This window comes from Bacillus sp. 37MA, assembly GCF_000372765.1.
In the GTDB taxonomy this organism is placed as follows: Bacteria; Bacillota; Bacilli; order Bacillales; family Domibacillaceae; genus Domibacillus; species Domibacillus aminovorans.
Genome location: NZ_KB889752.1, coordinates 230977 through 250083, shown reverse-complemented (window position 1 = coordinate 250083; position 19107 = coordinate 230977). Strand labels below are relative to the sequence as shown.

Below are 19107 nucleotides of genomic sequence, written 5' to 3'. Positions count from 1 at the left end.
TGCCCTACATAATGAGAGGCAGCTCTACATGATGTAAAGCTACCCAAGAAATCATTTTTTAATCATTCTATTTTTTCAAATGATAAGGGACCGTTGTGACTACTACACTTTTCCGATGAAGCAAGAATGCACGAATCAGAAAACTTGACTGATTATGAAGAAAATTATGCCAGCCTTTCTTAGGAATAAATTGCGGGATAACGACCGTGACCCGGTAGTTCGATTCACTCGCTTTATGCTCAACGATGTCCACGAATTTGGTCAGCGGCTGGATGATGCTTCGGTAATGAGAGTGCAGTGTTACGAGCCTAATATCAGGCTGCCATTGCTTCCATTTTTCCTCAAACTTTTTTTCATCTTCTCGTTCAAAAGCGACGTGAACGGCAATAATCCGGGCCGCAGACAAAGATTTCGCATAGTTTAATGAATTCTCTACCACATGAGTCATACCAGACACAGGTATAACGATGACGTTTCCTTCGATAGGCGATGCGGGCTCAGACGCGTTAATCCTTAGCTGATTGCCTACTGCTTCATAATGATTTCTATTTCGATGAAAGACATAAATGATGATCGGTAAAAACACTAAGACGGGCCAAACCTGTGCGAATTTGGTTAAAAAGAACACGATTGTGACCATAAAGCTAATCAGGGCACCGGTTGAGTTAATAATGAGTTTCGAGATCCAGCCTTTCGGTTTTTCGCGTATCCATTTCATCATCATTCCCGTCTGAGACAGGGTAAATGGAATAAACACGCCGACGGCATACAGCGGGATGAGCTGTTCCGTATGTCCTTTAAACGCAACAATGAGGACGATTGAAGAAAGCCCAAGGATGATAATCCCATTGGAATAGCCCAACCGGTCTCCTCTAACGGTAAACATCCTTGGTATAAACTTATCAGTGGCCAGATTAACGGCCAGCAATGGGAACGCAGAATACCCCGTATTGGCCGCCAGGATTAAGATTAATGCAGTTGTTCCCTGAACGAAGAAATACATAAAATTCCGACCAAATGTTTCTTCGGCAATTTGTGAGACAACGGTTACTTCTGCCCTTGGTGTAATTCCATAGTAATAAGCTAAATACACAATGCCTGTAAATAACAAAGCAAGCAAGGCACCCATCGCCGCTAACGTTTTAGCCGCATTATTAGGGGCAGGGTCTTTAAAATTTGGAATGGCATTGGAAATGGCTTCAACGCCTGTTAACGCAGAACTTCCCGATGCAAAGGCTCGCAGAAGGATAAATAAGCTGATTCCTGCTATCGGTGTGCCGATGGGCGTATGTAAATCAGGCGACGCCTCACCCGTTACAATGTTGTATAACCCCACACCAATTAAGATGAATAGTGCTAAGACAAATAAATAAACCGGATAGGCTAACACGGAAGCCGACTCTGTTACCCCCCGTAGATTCAAAATGGTAATAAAGACCACAAATACAATGGCAATGCCTACGTTATAAGCATGTAAACTTGGAAATGCCGATGTAATAGCATCTGTACCCGCCGACACACTGACGGCTACTGTTAAGATATAATCCACCAGCAAGGAGCCTCCAGCGATTAACCCAGGGTTTACACCGAGGTTTTCTTTTGATACGACATACGCTCCTCCACCGTGAGGATACGCAAAGATAATTTGCCGGTAAGACAAAATAAGTGCTGTTAACAGAATTAATACACCGACCGCGATAGGGATTGAATACCAAAACGCTGCCGCACTAACGGTAATTAAGACGATCAGTATTTGTTCAGGACCATAGGCAACAGATGACAAAGCGTCGGAAGAAAGAATGGCTAACGCTTTCGTTTTGTTTAATTTCTGTTCCCCTAGCGCATTGGATTTTAACGGCCGCCCGATTAAAAATCGTTTTATAGAAGAAAACACTGCTTTTCACCACCCACTATTTTATTTATATACTGCCCTGTTAATGAAAGTTTGATTACCCATATCAAAGCTCTTTCTTTTAAAAATAAAAAAGACCAATGACGTTTTTCTCCGCACAAAAACAAAGGAAAAATTCTTCCTGTTTTGTAAGAGAAAAAGACATCATTGGTCTACGTAACGCCCAGCAAGCATCCCTGCTCTCTTTGCGCTCTGTCTTCCAAGCTGCTTTTCCTAAAAATAGGCACAATAAAAAGACCTGCTTTTTTGCTCAAGCTGCTCTTTTTCGCCGCTCATAACGCACCAAAAAAAAGCCCCCTGAATAAAGGTGGTCTTTAGACCTCCTTCGCTTTAGCCGACGAAGTTAGCTGACGGGCAGGATGGCGAAAGAGTTGCTCTCATCCCTTCTACTAAACTGTAGAATTAGCCCCACTAGATTGGGTCCTCCGTTCCCGATGAAGGGACTAGGCCGAGGTATATAGTTGTTGATGGAATTTATTCTACTCTGCTTGTTTTTTAAAGTCAATATTATTTTATTCAGCAACGAATACTTTTTCTAAGTTGCGATCCATAATAAATACTTCGATATGCTCACCTGTTTTTGTGCTCATATCACTGTGACTGGAAAGGACTTTGCACTTTGTGTGCTTTTCTACAATTTCTTCAAATTGCTTACTGTGCATTTCCCGAAGCACTTGGCGCATTTCTTTCACCAATTTTCTTCCGTCTGGATGACCAGCTAAATGCTTTTCTTCAACCGTCATGACTCCTTTGAAACGGGTGATGACCATATCCTGGGCAATATGTGTTTTTGTTTCCTGCGGCCCACGGCCAATCAATTCACGCTGTAATTTAATGAGTGCCTCACTCAGCTCTGCTTCGAGCTTTCTCTTCTGTCCCGCCACGATTGCTTCCTCCATTTTTGAAAAATCACGATGTCCCTATTCATTTATGAACTGATATTCTCGGTTTTGCTCGTCAAAATTTTTATTTGATCATGATCAACACGCTTATCCCCGTTGCTAAAAGTTAATTTTGTACGAAATCTATACTGACATACGTTTGAGGAAGGTGTTAATCCGTTCGGTAATTGGAAAGTAAACGGAATTCGACTTGATGCATGAGGGTCTATCGATCTCGACGTTAATATTGTTATGCCTTCTCCAATTAATTCCTCTGCTTGTTTTTGCTTGCCTGTTACGACCAAGTCACATTCTAGTCTATTAAGTTGTTGCTTAAACAAACCGCCTTTAATAGAAAAATAACCGTTCACTTTTTCTCCTGGTAAAAATTCATTCGTGTCCAACGTAAGATTAATACTTGCTTTGCCACTTACACTACCTATTAGGCTCCTAAATACTCTAATCACTGCGCGAAAATCCTCCTGAAATTGGGATTATATTTAACCGGCCCAATTTTTGTAGCTTATATCGTTCCTTATTATGAGCAAAATCAATAAACGACCTAGAAATTACAAAAAAGAACACTAAGGTCCTACTTAGTGTTCTTTAAAACAACAAAGCAAACCTCCTTTTGAAACGCTGATGGGGTTAGCTGTCGGATTCGGGCCTCGAAAGTAGCCCTACCTTCTAACGAAGGATTCACCCCTAGTGGTTTGCACGAAATTGGGTCCCCCACTCCAATGGATTAAGCGGTATTAGGTATGATTCAATATACATATTAAATTGATGATTGCTACTATACTCCCGAAATGAATGTTTGTAAAGAAAAAAATAGATTTCTTTAATTGAAATATATGAACGCAATATTTATGTATATATAATTTTGAATCTCAGGCCTGATATTGAAATTGACAGAACTTACATATTTAATAATTTTTCCATCTCTTCAACTGGTATAGGTAGACTAAAAAGGTAGCCTTGACCTATTTGACATTTTAAATCTTTTAGAACTATTCTCTGTTCTTCGCTTTCAATTCCTTCTGCTACAAGTTTAATGTTTAAATTTTTCCCCATTTCGATCATTGTTTTCACCAATGCACTGGTATTTGAATTCGTTAACATATCGTTAATAAATGTTCGATCAATTTTGATCACGTCAATTGGCAAATGATTAAGAACACTCAATGACGAATAACCTGTTCCAAAATCATCAATTGCTATGTTTACCCCTATCTTTTTTAGTTTATTTATGATGATCCTAGTTTCCATTAAATTTTGCATGAGACTTTCTGTAATTTCTAATTCGAGAAACTCTGGCTGTAACCCTGTTTCTTGTAAAACTTGTTTTACATACTCAAGAAAATCACGACTCCTAAGTTGATAAGTAGATACGTTAACAGCTACTTTAATAGGAGGATAACCCTCCACTTGCCACGTTTTATTTTGTTTACAAGCTGCTCGTAGAACCCATTCCCCTATCGGAATGATAAGACCCGTTTCTTCTGCTATTGGAATAAACTCATTCGGGGAAACTTTTCCTAGTTCGGGGTGGTCCCATCTTAAAAGAGCTTCTATTCCAACCATTTCACTTGTTTTTAAATCAATTTGCGGTTGATAATGTAAATACAGTTCACTTTCTTCAATGGCACGTCTCAGCCCTTCTTCCAACATCATTTTTCGATTTACAGTATCACTAACTACACGATAAAATTGATAGTTGTTCTTGCCACGTTCTTTTGCTAAATACATGGCTTTATCTGCACTTTTAATGATGTCTACCTGATTTTGACCATCGTTAGGGAATATACTAATTCCAATACTCGTCGTTGTAAAAAATTCTTTATTGTTTAAGGTAAATGGTGGAACAAACTCATCAATAATTCGTTGTGCTACTTGCGCCACACTATCTTTATCAATATCTTCAAGTAGAATGATGAATTCATCGCCTCCTTGTCGTGCCACAATATCATCTTCTCTTACACTACGTCTTAACCTTTTGGAAACCTCTATTAGAAGAAGGTCGCCCGTGTGATGCCCCATTGTATCATTTACGATCTTAAATCGATCTAGATCTAAAAACATGATGGCTAGTTCCTTGTTATTTTGCTTACATCGCTCAATTGTTTCGTCAAGACATTCATTAAGCATATAACGGTTCGGTAAACCTGTTAAGTTGTCATATTTAGCCATTTTATTTACTTTATTAAGAGCATTTTGCAACTCTTGTGTTTTATTTTCTACTTGTTTTTCTAAACTTTTTGAAAGAGCATTAAGTTCCTCTAATGCTGTTTCTTTCTGGAACAGTACGATAACCTGTCTAGTAATCACCATAAATATAACAATAAAAAAAGCATACTCTATAAAAACAAAATGATCAAAAGAGTAACAAAACATATAGATTAGAAATGACAAGAGCAATATATACGAAAGAATATCATGGTGCTTAATCTTAGTAAAATATCCCTCTTCATGTATTGATGATTTTTTAATATGTAAAATGTATAGACCAGCAGCCCCTTTTAGTAGCAACGTCAAGTTCCAAAGAGGATTAATCCAACCTCCAATTATGTACGACCCATTGAGAGATTGATAAACATAAATAAAATCAGCAATTATCTGAAAAGTAAAGCCAATTGAAATAAAAGTAAAAATCGTTTTTCTAACATTATTTCTGGTAGTAAAATACAATAAAATAGTAACAAATAGCAACGTAAGGTCAATCACCGGATAGGCAATACCAATTGCATCGGTTAAGAAGTTACCACTTAAATTAAGGAAAACGTTAGATAAAAGCAATTCCCAGATTAAAGAAATTATTACAATCATAAAAATGCTAATATCAAATATGAACCGAGTAATTTCAGTTTTCTTTAAAACTAATTTCAGTTTATAGATTAGAGCAATGATCCAAATCAAATACGCGAGAATCCATAAATAATCATCAAATCCAGGATAAGGAGCGTTTGTTCGCAAAAGTAGATGATAATAACCCGAAATAAGCCAAGCTACACCATAAGGAACCATACCTATTCCTATCAATAGCCAGAAATTACTTTCCTTGTCCTTTTCTTTTTTTAATGAATCATAAGTTTGATACACCCAAATAAAGCTCACTGATACTCCTATAAGTTGCAGAACGAACACGCCTGTTTCTCTGATAATTTCATCGTTTTGAAAGAAATAAATCCAAATATAAGATAACATGATAATGGCTATTATAAAAACCATCACAGGTTGTCGTAGTAATGTAGTCACTTTTTCATACCTCCATATTAAAGGCTATCCCTGAAGGCATAGCTAGACAAATCTCTTTTCTTAAGAATATCAATGAAGAAAAAGAACAATTGGGTTTTGATAAAACAAGATTTAGATCCGTGTACACTTCTTCGTCTTATTAAAAAGATCGTCAATTTAAAATTTGTTTAAGTCTTCCATTACCTTGTTAATTTCAACTACAAAAAACCCACCAAAAAGATTGGTGGGCGCATACAAATAAGGGATATAATCACAAAAAAATGTAAATCGTTCCTTTTTAAATATCTCCAATTCTTTTCGGTAACCCGGCGATCATAGCTTTTAACGGCCTTAGACCCGTAGCTTTGCGTCCTTACCTTTCGATAAGTTTGCCGTTATCGTAGAATTTCCTATTTATAACGTGAAAATAGGAATAATCGTTCTCTTATGTCCCGATTATATTCATTTTTACATAGAGATGCAACTTGATTTTTTTATATAGTTTTTCCTTTAGTGTCGATCTAACTATATACATAATAATCTTATATTCAATACCAAAACCAGTATAATCTACTTTTCTCAGAAGTATTCTTACTACCTACGAGTTTATGGACAAACCTTTCAGGAGTGATAAAGGACATTGGGGAAAACCGAACTGTAGACATAAATTAAAAACCTGCTCGAAAACTTAGTTGAAACAGATCACACATCTTTGAAAAGCGTTGTATTAGGTTCTTTTACTTGAAGAGAAACAAATCGATTGGCCAGTGGAACTTAAAATAATCCATTATTTTCACATGCACCTCGCTTAAGGTTCAACATAAGTTGATATATAGTACCACTACTAGCAAAAAATTTTTAGGAATAGGGGATACTTGATGAGCCATAACTATCTAGATTTATTAGCCTATTTTGGAATTGGTGGAGCGCATCCTGGTGGTTTTCCTTTAACACAACTTCTATTGCAAGATGAAATCATCCATCCATGCAGTTCAGTTTTAGATATTGGCTGTGGAACTGGACAAACAGCAGCTTTTCTAAATCAAAAATATGGTTGTCAAGTGACAGCCGTAGATAATCACCCCATTATGCTTGAAAAAGCAAGAGAACGCTTCAAGAATCAAGAGTCAACAGTACAAGTGATCGAAGGAGATGCACAAAAATTACATTTTAAAGACAATAGTTTTGATTTCATTATAGCGGAATCCGTTATTACGTTTACTACTATTTCTAAGACGTTAAATGAACTATTCAGATTATTAAAAAGGGATGGGCGTATGATCCTTATTGAAATGACAGCGGAAGAGCCACTATCAAGAAAAGTACAAAAAAAAGTGCGCACCCTATACGGCATACACGAAGTTTTGAGTGAAGAGGAGTGGAAAGTGAAACTGCAACAGATCGGATTTACACATATCGACATGATAACCCCCTCTTCTGAACTCATCCAAACGGAAATTACCGATATGAACCCATCGAAGAATCTTAGCGATGAATGGTATGATTTATGGGATAATCACCACTCTTTTATACATCAATCCACTGTCCCTCTTGGCTTTCGTGTGTTTCGTTGTGGCTTCAAATAATTTTTTTATTTCTTCCTAACTAGTCACTTATACGGAAACTTAGATCCAGCGATCAACTCTTCAGACGTTTTGGCATACAATTCGTTATTCTTAAAAGGACCGTGAAGCATTTGATAAGAATCCACGATTTGAAACCCTATATAATACCCAATCCATTTCGGAAGTTGTCGATTATTACCATATAAAAAAAGATCGTGTTTTTCCTTCCCCATCGTAGTCAATGACGGAACAAAGTGGCGCTTCCACAATCCCACGATCTCTTCAAATGAATAAAGATGGGCCCATGGGGCTAACCACTTTTCTCCATATAATTCTTTAACAGCAAACTCCCCGAGCCCTTCAATAATAAGCGAATCTTTTAAAGTGAGCTTTTCATTCTCTACATTTAAGTAGGCTAACCGGCACACATGGTTATATTCATGAGCGAATATAGCTTTTATTTCTTCTTTTACTAGATCAGGGGATAAAAATAAAAAGATTGCCCCCATAACGGTTACCCCGTTTTTTTTAATCCTATTTTTACTCGCTGAAAGGCGAGCATTTTTAATTGGAAAAATAAAGATCGGAGCCTCTGGTCCATTCCATTTCTTTTTTAATCGCTTATATTCCTGATTCACTAGTCTCCATGCATTATTTTTTTCCATTTTCTGAACGGTCGTTACAATCTCTTTCCATTCCTCTGGTTCAAATAATCCTTGTTCTAGCAAGTGATAATGCAGTTCTTCAGCGCTTATTTTAGGAAACCAGTCTTCTAGTGGATGGCATAAAGTCTCACATTGAATAAAGTAGGGCTCTCTTGATTGTTGTTCTTTGCATGCTTTCACGAACGTATTCAGCCATGTTTGAGTCTCTATAACGGACAAGTGTCTCCCCCTTTTTACGCATACATACTTTCTTATTTATATGATCCTTGGTGTTTCATTATTAAAGGAAAACACTATTTTCACTTAAATAAATATAATGCGTATATGGAGACAAGTGTCTATGACAAAATCTCATTTTCTACATACGTTAATAATACATGGAAGCATGTAAATAAGATTAAAAGGAGGATATGTATGCCCTATTCAAATATGTATAATCTTTGCTGTAAATACCACGGGAAAATGGTCAGAATAACGGGTCGTGATGGCAGCGTGCATGTGGGAGAAATCACTAGAGTTAATAAAGATTACGTTTGGCTACGGCCTAGAAATCTCGGAGGCTATGGCTATGGATTTTTCGGAGGATATGGACGGAGATCTGGTATTCCGTTCGCTCTCGGTTTCATTACGGGGATTGTCTTAGCAACCGCGTTCTTCTGGTAATTTAAATGGAATACTAAGGATAAGGGTTCTAGGGTTCTTACACAAGAACCCTTATGCGGGGTTTAAAGAGAAGCATACAAACGAAGATCCTTTGCTAAAACGTTCAGCATTTTTTGCCACGTCGTTTACTCGATGCTCATTTGCTGTCGGATAAACGGAATACACCAAGTCTTTTGCTACATGAGCGTTCCAAAATGGAGCTGCCGTTTTCATTTCTTCTACCACCTTCAGAGAGACCTTACTATTAGTCTTTCGTATAAAAGTGGTATTTACATTTTTATAAAAGGCTGGTGTAACCGAAATAGAATCCATAACAGCATCTGCTATCAGATACCCCAAGCCATTCTTGAACTTCTTCGTAGATTGAAGAAGTTCAAGAATAAGAAATAAAAAAATGAGCCCCGATCTAGATAGATCGAGGCTCACTTTTTTATTTTGCATTCAAAGCGTTGTAAATCGCAATCGTGAAGGCTTCGCGTGTCGCAAGGTGCGTACCGTAGAACTTTTCGCCTTTAAAGAACCCTGTTTTGTCGATAGAAGCCATCGTCACGATGCCCTCATATGCCCGATGACTTGAACTGATATCTGTGTAGGCGATGTTTGCTGATGCTGTTTGAGAAATCGTCAATTTAATACGCACGCTGGATAATGGATGCCATTTCATTGCGTGTCATTTCTTCAGTTGGACGGAATGTTTTATCTTCAAATCCTATGAAGAAAAGAAGAATGTATTAAGTAAAGAGCAACAGAAGTTGTTTAGTGCATACAATCTAACACAAAAAGGATCGATAATCGGTATTATGCCAATTATTCCGATCCCTTACATATATCATTCCTATTTTACACTGACTCTAACAGCCCCATCTCCAAACAAGTCGCAATCAGCAGCGCTTTTTCTCTTGCCTCAAATCGAATATGGATCTTTTCTTCTTTCACGTTAATAATGGTTCCCGCCCCGAAAACCCTGTGCTTCACCATTTTCCCTACGACTAACTCCGAGCTGTTACGGATAGCATTAAGATTGTACGGAATATCAACGACTGTCCCTCGATGTTCCTCTACTTGTCCTGTATGATCCTGCTTTGGTGGGTTCATAATGTTCCTGATCGCCGCTACGAATGAAGACTCTGTCATCTTTTCCCCATCCCGCTCCCTATACACGATGAGTTCCAAGTGTTTTTTCGCTCTTGTCGTGCCAACGTAGAACAAGCGGGTCGCTTCTTCCATTAACGCAGCACTACCTTGATCATCTGAAGATGGGATCATACCATCAATCAGGTCAATCATATAGACCCGTTCAAACTCCAATCCCTTCGCACTATGAAACGTGGAGAACGTCACGGCATTCTGACCCTTCCTGGATTTTGCCGTCTTTAAAACCGATTCCAGATGCTTTAACCGACTCGCAAATTCCTCCATCGTCTCCAGTGTATCTGCGATCTCTTCCAGCGTGTTTAGGATGCCTATCAAATAGTCCTTTCGAAAACCGAAACGCTCACACATCTTTTCAAGTGCCTTCTCATAGCCTAACCGCTCTCGAATGACACGGATGGCATGCAGTGGCGGCATCCCTCGCATTTGCTCGAATGTTTCTTTGCTTGTCTTCAACGGTTTGACTTGATAATCCTGAACTTGAACATAATTAAGCAAGTTATCAAATACCGATTCATTGTTGTTGAATTCTTTCAATGCCGCCATCTGCTGTTTACTTATGTACCCATTAAACTTAAAATGGATTTTCTCCAATATCTCAGGACGTTTATCGGTAAACGTCATCCGCATGAAGTTCAGAATATCTTCAATTACCCAATGCGAGAAGAAACGATTGTCCGCATCCTTCATATAAAAGGGAATCCCCGCTCGATCAAACTCATTCATTAAAGCGATGGAAGACGAGTTATTCCGATATAATATCACCACTTCAGCAAGGTTTTTAACTTTCTGGATGTCCTGAACCAAATATTTTGCCTGTTCTACGTAATCTGCAAAACTTCTGATCTTAATCGGTTTACTCGGAGGATTCTTCGTAAACATATTCTTATCGTATCGATTCTTATTTCTTTTGATGAATGAATTGGCAACATTCACGATATCGCTGGATGACCGATAATTTTGCTCCATAAACAAGATGGCTGCATTCGGGTAAATTTCCTTAAAATTAAGCAAGTAGGATGGCTCCGCACCTCGCCAACTATAGATGGCCTGATCATCGTCGGCGACAACGCACAAATTTCCATGCTCTCGTACCAGTTTTTCGATGATGGCATGCTGCACCAATGAAGTGTCCTGACTTTCATCCGTCAACATATAATCGAACCTTTGTTGATATTTGCGAAGAAGCTCCTGATCCCGCTCCAATACCTCGTTCCCTATCGTCAGCATATCGTCAAAATCAAGCAGCAATTGACGATGGTCCGACTTCTTAAATGTCTCATACTCACGCAGTATCCGCTCGGCTTCTGGAACATCACATTGAACCCGTGACCACTTATCTTTTGGGATCATCTTATTTTTAATGAAGCTAATATAGGTAGTCAGCTCGTCCAGTTGGTCATCAGGGATGTTCTCACCTACGATCGATTTGAACAGCTTCCGCAAGATGATCTTTTTATGCAGCGGCATATGATCCGAATGGACGTCTTCTTGCTCCTCCACATCTAAGTGGCCCTCGATAATCTGAAAAGGTGTCCCTATTTTACGAAAATGGTTCCGCACCACTTCGAAGGCAAAACTATGTATTGTTGAGAAATCAACGGGCGGAAGATCGGGAAAGAAGCGCTTGAATCGCTCTTTCATGTCATTTGCCGATGCACGGCTGAACGTAACAGCCTTGACTCTTGTTGGATCTACACCCTTTTCTTCTATTAAATAGCCAATCCGCATGATAATGGTTGTGGTTTTCCCCGATCCAGGTGATGCTAATAAAAGAAGCGGCCCTTCCGTTTGACGAACAGCCTTCAACTGGACTTCATTTAATAAAACGCCTACTTCCTTCTTCTTACGGACAAAGAAATCTTCTTTTACTTTCATACCGAAATCTCCTTTCATTCGACCGATGCATTCCAAGACTACTATTATAACATCCTGTCAATCGGGGCGTTCTACAACTGCGTAAGTAGGAATGGATTATGCATACATCCCTTCAATACAATGACATTTCACGTTACAGGCATAACTGAAAAAATGAAAACGACTGTAAAAGCAAAACAACATGAAATTATCATTGATGAACCACCTATTTTGGGCAGGAATGATGAGAGGCCAGATCCGCTTTCTTATGTTTTGGCTTCTTTAGCAGAGTGCGAAAACATAGTCGCTGCTATGCATAGGAAATGAACTTTGATGTGAAGGGTCGTTTTGATGTGAAGGGTCGTTTTGATCCGTAGGGGATGCGAGAAGAAGCAGGAGCACAAGTCTTTTTTAAAAAAGTATGGCTAAAAGTAAGCGTCGCAACAAATGAATCGGCCGAGCGGCTCGCTGAACTGAAAGAAAAAACAGATGCCCGCTGCCTCATTATGACGATGATGAAAGCAGCAGGCATTGAATTAGAAACAGAATGGGTTAAAGGATAACAAGCTGATACGGAAGAGAACCTTCTAAAATATGCTTCACATTTGGATTATGTTCTAGCAAGCGTATTTGATTTTGATGGACTACTTATTTCACTCATCCTCATGCCCTCCGCTCATTTTGTTACGTTCCTTTACAAAAAAAAACCGTGTGGAAAATCTAAACGGTTTTTCATATATGGTAATGTCTAACTTTCCATGTAAGAAATAAGAATAAACCAAAGACCCAGGAGCTATAAAAGAATAAGTAGACTACATTAAGGGTTATACTAGATTCTTCTGTTAGATAAACCATTTTAATCGGTTTATCTCGTTTACCTAAATCCCAAAGGATCATTTATTACAGAAGAACTCATCTGACAAAATGAGTTATATACTGGACAACTTAATTTTCTAAGTTTTCACTGTAAAAGCCATCAGACTTGAAAGGAGAAGGATTTGATCGTGTTTTTATTTTTTCTTGTTCATCAAGCAACATTCTTTCAACCAGTTGATCAAACCATCTCTCGTCACCCGTCTGAATAGCCAAATCAATCAAACAATCCCAATCCTCTTTTTCAAGTGTTAAAGGGAGTTTTTCAACGCGATCGACGGTAAATAGTTTCGGTGTTGGTTTCAGCGAGTGCGTCACACCTTCCACATAGTTTGCCACTTTTGTGATGAACACCTCATTATGTGCCTCAGAAATGTTCTCAATAAAACCGACTACGTGATAATTATCAATCTGAGCAGTAACCCAATCCCCATTTTTCAACATGCTCGTTGCCCCTTCCTGTATTCAGTCTCAGTCAACTGACATTTCTTTATTTAGCTGTACCGATTAAAATAAGGACTGATCTACATCTATAAGTAGTCTCCTATTATTATTATCCCATTAAGTCTTTTTAAAACAATGATCAATAAGCTCCATAATTGGTAACGCTTTCATTTATAAAAATCTTTTATATTTATACTTAAAAAGCTTCATCATTATTTGGAAACTCCTTACAATAAATCCAATAAGATAAATGGGTTAATCTGTTTTTTCTTTTGTTCATTTTGGGTATACAGTAGAAAAAGGAGTGATTCATATGAATAAAACGACTTATTTTAAACTTCATAAAGACTATCTACTCGGACTCGACGAACAAACAAGACAGTACGAATTAGAACCATTTGAGACCGTCCAACTTCACATGTATAACTGGCTACAGAAGGAACGAGGACTCTCACATGATCAGGCACAAGCTATCATTGACCATTCTACCGTGAGTCGCATCTTAGAAGAAAAACGGCGGTGAGAATGGCAAAATAACGCATAATCCACCAGGAAATATTATATCATGCTAGGGATCATCATCCGGCTATGCAGCTTGGTTTATATTCTTTTTTGGCTGGGTGAATATAAATCTTCATCTGTCGATATATTTTGACTCGTCTACACGTATTTGGACAGATAAATTTAGGGTGAGGAGCCCTCATTATGACCAAACGAGAACGTCGCGCCTTCACCCTATATTTAAAACAGATCTGATACAGCCTTACCGAGACGGAAGAGCAAAAGGACACTCTTTGATCAGTATAATCTGACCCCATCCTCCCCGGACCAGATTCACCTTTATCTAAAAAAGAGTCTAACGCGTTGGCTAGACTCTTGACATTATTTTTTACGGAATCAGAAAATGAATTATTGAATAGTGATTGTTTCAAGTTTTTTATCAAAATCTTGCTTTTCTCTTTTGAACAGCTAGGCAAAAGCAGCCAAGCTTTTTAACCAGGTCCTCCTTTATATTTACTCTTCTATAGCTTCATCAAACGCAGCAAATACCTTATCAAATTCCTCGTCGTCCTCGATAACGGATAATTGCTCGTCAGCTTCAACTTTGAAAAAGAAGACTTCGATCTCTTCTTCTGACGCTTCTTGATCTTCTTCTACAGATCCGACCGCAACGTATTCGTATCCATCAAGACTTAACATGTCCAATACTTCAAATTCTTGCTCCTGATCGTTTTCATCAATCAATGTTAAGATGTCGCCAGCTTCAATTTTTTCCATATTACCTTTCCCTCCTATGTTCTTCTAAAAATAATTGGACCAAAATAGTATCCCCAGTAACTTATCTTTTAAAAGAAAAACAAAGAGTTTATCACAAAAATTGTTAGATCCAGTAACTGACGTCTGGATCGTCTACACTTATCTGGATAGAAAAAACATGAGTTTTAAACATCAAATTTTAGCATAGGAGTAGAAGCTAAACGAAAACCTTAACAAAGAGTCTCAAGCAGTCTTATAAATGATTCAACTTAAGCGTGTCTATGAATTTTGTGAGGCAGGGCTCTCCTATTCATCCACGAAACAGCTTCACCATCTAACGACAAGATAATGGATGGTGTTTTTTATTTTTTCCGAAAGAAGATAAAACAGGATCGATTAGAATGTCACCTTTTACAGCCCACTCATCGGTACCTTCCCCTGTTCGCACACTAGCCTCTGTTGAGCAAAAAAGGCCCTAAATTGTCTCATTCATGCATATACATATACAATGAGGACACGTAAGGTAATGCCGGACAACTTTTCAAAGTTGCCTGGTCTTCACTCTAAATAAAACCAACTATCATTAGGGGGATAGCGATGTTAGCAGAAGTTTCGAAAAACATATTTCTTTACGCTTCGCAAAACAAAGCCTTAAATACGGCCGCAAAGAAATGGGGCCTTAAATTTGGAGCGTCCCAAGTAGTAGCCGGAATGAACATAGAGAGTGCAATCAATCAAGTTCAAATATTAAACGAAAAAGGACTTCTCTGTACCCTCGATCATTTAGGAGAATTTGTTTCAAGCCGAGAAGATGCAATAGAGGCGACCGAATATAATGTAAAAACATTGGAAGCCATTACAAAGGCCGGCGTCAATAGTAACTTGTCGGTTAAAATGACCCAGCTTGGTTTAGATATCGATCGGGATTTCTGTGTCCAAAATATGTATCAAATTCTGGAAACAGCTAAAAAATACAATATCTTTGTCCGAATCGATATGGAAGATTACTCGCATTGCCAGATTACCTTAGACATTTTAAACGAACTACGTGAAACGTATGATAATGTCGGGACGGTCATTCAAGCTTATTTGTTTCGAGCAGAACAGGACGTGAAAAAGTTGAAGGGTATTCCTCTTCGTTTAGTGAAAGGAGCGTATAAAGAATCTTCTGAAGTCGCTTATCAGGAGAAAGAAAAAGTAGATGAAAATTATATAAGAATCATTGAAGAACATTTATTGAGCGGAAGTTACACAGCGATTGCTACTCATGATCATCATATCATTTCTAAGGTGAAAGAATTTGTGCAAAAAAATGAGATTAAGCGTGATCAATTTGAGTTTCAAATGCTGTATGGTTTTAGAACAGAGATGCAGATCAGTTTAGTTCAAGAAGGATATAAAACGCGAGTCTATATTCCTTTCGGCGATGACTGGTTTGGCTATTTCATGCGCCGGCTCGCTGAAAGACCGCAAAATATCTCATTTGCTCTTAAAGGTTTTTTTCTAAGGAAATGAAAACAAAAAAGCCTGCGGGTCTGATCGCCGGCTTTTTGTGAAGTTTTTTATGCAAATATTTTTTTGATTTTCTCAATTGCCCAATCCAGCTCTTCTTTAGAAATGATAAGCGGCGGCGTAAAGCGAATGACGGTTTCATGCGTTTCTTTGCATAAAAGACCTCCCTGTTTCAGCTTTTCACAGTATGGACGAGCAGCTTCTGTCAGCTCAACACCAATAAAAAGACCGCGTCCACGTACTTCTTTAATAACAGGATGGCTGATTTCAGACAGTTTTTCTTTGAAATAGGTGCCAAGTTCGAGTGAACGGCTGACCAGATTTTCGTCTTCAATGACTTCCATGGATGCGATTGACACCGCACATGCAAGCGGATTTCCGCCAAATGTGGAACCGTGCGATCCCGGATTAAAGACACCTAAAATGCCCTTATTGGCTACAACGCATGAGATCGGGAGTATGCCTCCGCCAAGTGCTTTGCCGAGAATAAGCATATCCGGGTTCACATCTTCCCACTCGCATGCAAACATTTTACCAGTGCGGGCAAGCCCAGACTGAATTTCATCTGCAATAAATAGCACATTATTTTCTTTGCAGAGCGTATCCGCTGCTTTCAAAAAGCCTTCGGGAGGAATGACAATACCGGCTTCGCCTTGAATCGGTTCAATCAGGAACGCCGCAGTATTCGGTGTAATAGCCGCTTTTAATGCCTCCATATCACCGTATGGAATTAATGTAATGCCCGGCAGCATCGGACCGAAGCCACGTTTGTATTCCGCTTCTGATGAAAGCGACACAGCCGTCATCGTCCGGCCGTGGAAATTGCCGACGCAGGCGATGATTTCCGCCTGATTTTCCGAAACTCCTTTTACTTCATATGCCCAGCGCCGCGCCGCTTTCACTGCTGTTTCCACTGCTTCTGCGCCTGTATTCATCGGCAATGCCATTTCTTTTTTCGTCAATGTGCAAATTTTTTCATACCATGGCCCGAGCTGATCATTGTGGAAGGCACGCGACGTTAGCGTCACGCGGTCCGCCTGATCTTTTAACGCCTGAATAATTTTTGGATGACGGTGACCTTGACTAACCGCTGAATAGGCGCTTAACATATCCATGTAGCGCTTTCCCTCCAGGTCTTTCACCCAGACACCTTCTGCTTCTGAAATCACGACTGGCAGCGGATTGTAGTTATTTGCGCCAAATTCTTCTGTCTGCTGCATCACTTTCTTTACTTTATTCCTCATTTCTTTATCGATGTTCTATCCATTCCCCTCAAAATGCCTCTGATGTTGTTTGTCCCTGCATATGAAGAAGCAAGTAATCCGGGCTTCCCGCTTTTGAATCTGTTCCCGACATATTAAATCCGCCAAATGGTTGGTATCCGACGATCGCGCCCGTACAGCCGCGGTTAATGTACAGATTGCCAACGTGGAATTCTTTGCGCGCGCGGTCGATATAATCGCGGTTATTAGAAATCAATGCACCCGTTAAGCCATAATCTGTATTGTTCGCAATGGCCATCATATGGTCAAAATCGGTCGCTTTGCATATGGCGACAACAGGCCCAAAGATTTCTTCCTGCATAAGACGATCATTTTCTTTTACATCCGCAAAAATCGTAGGCTGTATGAAATAGCCATTTTCATCATTGCCTGATCCGCCTGTCATCAAGCGGCCTTCTTCTTTGCCGATTTCAATATAGTCCATAATTTTTTTGTATGCTTTTTCATCAATGACCGGCCCCATATACGTATCGTCCCGTTCAGGGCTGCCCACAAATAATGTTTCAGTCAGTTCAACGACTTTTTCAAGCACTACATCGTACACATCCTGATGAATGACCGCACGTGAGCCCGCTGAACATTTTTGACCGGAGAAGCCAAATGCGGAATAAACAATGGATGAAGCAGCCAGATCAAGGTTGGTGTCGCGATCAACAAGAACCGTATCTTTTCCGCCCATTTCCGCGATGACCCGCTTCAGCCAAATTTGGCCTTCCTGTACTTTTGCAGCACGCTCATAAATGCGGCAACCGACAGCACGCGAGCCAGTAAACGATACAAACCGCGTTTTCGGGTGTTCCACAAGATAGTCCCCGATTTCAGCGCCCCTGCCCGGAATATAATTCAAGACGCCAGCTGGGAGACCCGCTTCTTCCATCACTTCCACAAATTTTGCGGCAACAACCGGTGCTGTCTCGGCCGGCTTTAAAAGAACAGTATTGCCGGTAACCAGCGCAGCGACAACCGTTCCCGCCATAATCGCCAGTGGAAAATTAAACGGCGAAATGACAATGCCAACGCCGAGAGGAATGTAGTTGAACACATTTTGCTCACCCGAACGGCTGTTAACCGGCGCGCCATTTTTCAGTTCAAGCATTTGCCGTGCGTAATATTCAAGAAAATCAATCGCTTCTGCCGTATCCGCATCTGCTTCTCTCCATGGCTTTCCTGCTTCTTTTACAAGCCAGCTTGAAAATTCATGCTTCCGGCGGCGGATGATCGCGGCAGAACGAAACAAAATGTTAGCGCGATACGCCGCGTCTGTTGTTTTCCATGTTTCAAATGCCGTAAGCGCCGCCTGCATTGCTTGTTCCGCCAATTGTTTGTCGGCCATGGATACAGTGCCAATTATTTCGGCTTTTTTTGCTGGATTAATAGACTGTACTTTTACGCTTGAAATGATTTTTTCACCATTAATGACAAGTGGGTATTCTTGTCCAAGTTCAGTATTCACATGAGCAAGTGCTTCTTGAAAAGCCCTTTTATTTTCTTCTTTTGTAAAATCGGTAAATGGTTCGTGAGTATAAGCTGTTACCATGCAAATCCCTCCAAATTGATTTGATCCATGTAACGACTGATAAAAATAAATAGCTGTATATAATAAGCATATTCCTACTTATCAAAGAATAGTATCTGAACTTCATAAATACAGAGCCAAAACATGATTTACTTTATGTATGATTCATTTCAGATGATGAACGAATTTTAAAGAACGACGCCAAGCACACTTGGACATTTTGCACACTAAGCGAATGACAACAACATAAAAAAAGTCGATTTCCTGTACGTTTATGAGACCTCTAATTCTTG

General features: G+C 39.3%; 17 protein-coding genes and 3 riboswitches. Of the genes, 4 read left to right on the top strand and 13 right to left on the bottom strand.

The annotated features are described in order from the left end of the window. Window positions 1-67 precede the first annotated feature (67 nt). From kimA to A3M5_RS23555, 4 genes are all read right to left on the bottom strand, one after another. Window positions 68-1894 (bottom strand): potassium transporter KimA, encoded by a 1827-nt coding sequence (kimA, locus tag A3M5_RS0101380; RefSeq protein ID WP_018391960.1) that lies wholly within the window; start codon window positions 1892-1894, stop codon window positions 68-70. Between the two features lie 335 nt (window positions 1895-2229). Then, window positions 2230-2372, bottom strand: a riboswitch (cyclic di-AMP (ydaO/yuaA leader). A 52-nt stretch (window positions 2373-2424) separates the two neighbouring features. Continuing rightward, the gene (locus A3M5_RS0101375; RefSeq protein WP_034289522.1) at window positions 2425-2811 is read right to left on the bottom strand and encodes a Na-translocating system protein MpsC family protein; all 387 of its coding nucleotides are present in this window, start codon (window positions 2809-2811) and stop codon (window positions 2425-2427) included. A 29-nt stretch (window positions 2812-2840) separates the two neighbouring features. Continuing rightward, window positions 2841-3260, bottom strand: a complete 420-nt coding sequence (locus A3M5_RS0101370) for a sporulation protein (RefSeq protein ID WP_018391958.1) — start codon at window positions 3258-3260, stop codon at window positions 2841-2843. Window positions 3261-3415: 155 nt separating this feature from the next. Then, window positions 3416-3555: riboswitch (cyclic di-AMP (ydaO/yuaA leader) on the bottom strand. A gap of 156 nt (window positions 3556-3711) precedes the next feature. Then, window positions 3712-6048 (bottom strand): putative bifunctional diguanylate cyclase/phosphodiesterase, encoded by a 2337-nt coding sequence (locus A3M5_RS23555; protein ID WP_018391957.1) that lies wholly within the window; start codon window positions 6046-6048, stop codon window positions 3712-3714. A gap of 296 nt (window positions 6049-6344) precedes the next feature. Next, window positions 6345-6431: riboswitch (cyclic di-GMP riboswitch) on the bottom strand. 474 nt (window positions 6432-6905) lie between these two features. Here A3M5_RS23555 and A3M5_RS0101360 point away from each other — a divergent pair. Then, window positions 6906-7613, top strand: a complete 708-nt coding sequence (locus A3M5_RS0101360; RefSeq protein WP_018391956.1) for a class I SAM-dependent methyltransferase — start codon at window positions 6906-6908, stop codon at window positions 7611-7613. A 23-nt stretch (window positions 7614-7636) separates the two neighbouring features. On the opposite strand, the gene A3M5_RS0101355 is transcribed toward A3M5_RS0101360, so the two are convergent. The 5 genes from A3M5_RS0101355 to A3M5_RS0101335 form a co-directional block, all read right to left on the bottom strand. After that, window positions 7637-8476, bottom strand: a complete 840-nt coding sequence (locus tag A3M5_RS0101355; protein ID WP_018391955.1) for a DUF2268 domain-containing putative Zn-dependent protease — start codon at window positions 8474-8476, stop codon at window positions 7637-7639. Window positions 8477-8971: 495 nt separating this feature from the next. After that, complete coding sequence (locus tag A3M5_RS25055; RefSeq protein ID WP_155894650.1) at window positions 8972-9133, bottom strand: hypothetical protein; 162 nt, start codon at window positions 9131-9133, stop codon at window positions 8972-8974. Between the two features lie 217 nt (window positions 9134-9350). Next, entirely contained in the window at window positions 9351-9584 is a 234-nt protein-coding gene (locus A3M5_RS0101340; RefSeq protein WP_018391952.1) for a hypothetical protein, read from the bottom strand. Next, window positions 9550-9633: an S-layer homology domain-containing protein gene (locus A3M5_RS25925; protein WP_231373256.1), complete on the bottom strand. Its 84-nt coding sequence runs from the start codon at window positions 9631-9633 to the stop codon at window positions 9550-9552. Before A3M5_RS25925 ends, A3M5_RS0101340 begins: the two co-directional genes overlap by 35 nt. 127 nt (window positions 9634-9760) lie before the next feature. Then, window positions 9761-11950, bottom strand: a complete 2190-nt coding sequence (locus A3M5_RS0101335) for an ATP-dependent helicase (protein ID WP_018391951.1) — start codon at window positions 11948-11950, stop codon at window positions 9761-9763. A 359-nt stretch (window positions 11951-12309) separates the two neighbouring features. Here A3M5_RS0101335 and A3M5_RS25920 point away from each other — a divergent pair, with 359 nt between their 5' ends. After that, window positions 12310-12492, top strand: a complete 183-nt coding sequence (locus A3M5_RS25920; RefSeq protein WP_231373211.1) for a hypothetical protein — start codon at window positions 12310-12312, stop codon at window positions 12490-12492. A gap of 382 nt (window positions 12493-12874) precedes the next feature. On the opposite strand, the gene A3M5_RS0101325 is transcribed toward A3M5_RS25920, so the two are convergent. After that, window positions 12875-13246 carry a hypothetical protein gene (locus tag A3M5_RS0101325; protein WP_018391950.1) on the bottom strand — a complete coding sequence of 124 codons (372 nt, stop codon included), beginning with the start codon at window positions 13244-13246 and terminating at the stop codon, window positions 12875-12877. A gap of 313 nt (window positions 13247-13559) precedes the next feature. Between A3M5_RS0101325 and A3M5_RS0101320 the strand changes: the two genes are divergently transcribed. Then, window positions 13560-13769 carry a hypothetical protein gene (locus tag A3M5_RS0101320; RefSeq protein WP_018391949.1) on the top strand — a complete coding sequence of 70 codons (210 nt, stop codon included), beginning with the start codon at window positions 13560-13562 and terminating at the stop codon, window positions 13767-13769. Window positions 13770-14260: 491 nt separating this feature from the next. Here A3M5_RS0101320 and A3M5_RS0101315 read toward each other — a convergent pair whose 3' ends face one another. After that, window positions 14261-14524: a DUF1292 domain-containing protein gene (locus A3M5_RS0101315; RefSeq protein ID WP_018391948.1), complete on the bottom strand. Its 264-nt coding sequence runs from the start codon at window positions 14522-14524 to the stop codon at window positions 14261-14263. Window positions 14525-15100: 576 nt separating this feature from the next. On the opposite strand from A3M5_RS0101315, the gene A3M5_RS0101310 reads away from it, so the two are divergent. Further along, window positions 15101-16018 (top strand): proline dehydrogenase family protein, encoded by a 918-nt coding sequence (locus A3M5_RS0101310; RefSeq protein WP_018391947.1) that lies wholly within the window; start codon window positions 15101-15103, stop codon window positions 16016-16018. A 47-nt stretch (window positions 16019-16065) separates the two neighbouring features. On the opposite strand, the gene A3M5_RS0101305 is transcribed toward A3M5_RS0101310, so the two are convergent. Next, entirely contained in the window at window positions 16066-17259 is a 1194-nt protein-coding gene (locus A3M5_RS0101305; protein ID WP_018391946.1) for an ornithine--oxo-acid transaminase, read from the bottom strand. Window positions 17260-17287: 28 nt separating this feature from the next. Beyond that, window positions 17288-18835, bottom strand: a complete 1548-nt coding sequence (gene pruA / locus A3M5_RS0101300) for an L-glutamate gamma-semialdehyde dehydrogenase (protein ID WP_018391945.1) — start codon at window positions 18833-18835, stop codon at window positions 17288-17290. Between the last annotated feature and the right edge of the window lie 272 nt (window positions 18836-19107).

Coding starts and splice junctions, on each gene's coding strand:
- A3M5_RS0101335 (WP_018391951.1), bottom strand. CDS start 11,950: ATGAAAGTAAAAGAAGATTTCTTTGTCCGTAAGAAGAAGGAAGTAGGC.
- A3M5_RS0101320 (WP_018391949.1), top strand. CDS start 13,560: ATGAATAAAACGACTTATTTTAAACTTCATAAAGACTATCTACTCGGA.
- A3M5_RS0101305 (WP_018391946.1), bottom strand. CDS start 17,259: ATGAGGAATAAAGTAAAGAAAGTGATGCAGCAGACAGAAGAATTTGGC.
- A3M5_RS0101325 (WP_018391950.1), bottom strand. CDS start 13,246: ATGTTGAAAAATGGGGATTGGGTTACTGCTCAGATTGATAATTATCAC.
- A3M5_RS0101310 (WP_018391947.1), top strand. CDS start 15,101: ATGTTAGCAGAAGTTTCGAAAAACATATTTCTTTACGCTTCGCAAAAC.
- A3M5_RS0101375 (WP_034289522.1), bottom strand. CDS start 2,811: ATGGAGGAAGCAATCGTGGCGGGACAGAAGAGAAAGCTCGAAGCAGAG.
- A3M5_RS0101360 (WP_018391956.1), top strand. CDS start 6,906: ATGAGCCATAACTATCTAGATTTATTAGCCTATTTTGGAATTGGTGGA.
- pruA (WP_018391945.1), bottom strand. CDS start 18,835: ATGGTAACAGCTTATACTCACGAACCATTTACCGATTTTACAAAAGAA.
- A3M5_RS25055 (WP_155894650.1), bottom strand. CDS start 9,133: ATGAAAACGGCAGCTCCATTTTGGAACGCTCATGTAGCAAAAGACTTG.
- A3M5_RS0101340 (WP_018391952.1), bottom strand. CDS start 9,584: ATGAAATGGCATCCATTATCCAGCGTGCGTATTAAATTGACGATTTCT.
- A3M5_RS25920 (WP_231373211.1), top strand. CDS start 12,310: ATGCGAGAAGAAGCAGGAGCACAAGTCTTTTTTAAAAAAGTATGGCTA.
- A3M5_RS0101315 (WP_018391948.1), bottom strand. CDS start 14,524: ATGGAAAAAATTGAAGCTGGCGACATCTTAACATTGATTGATGAAAAC.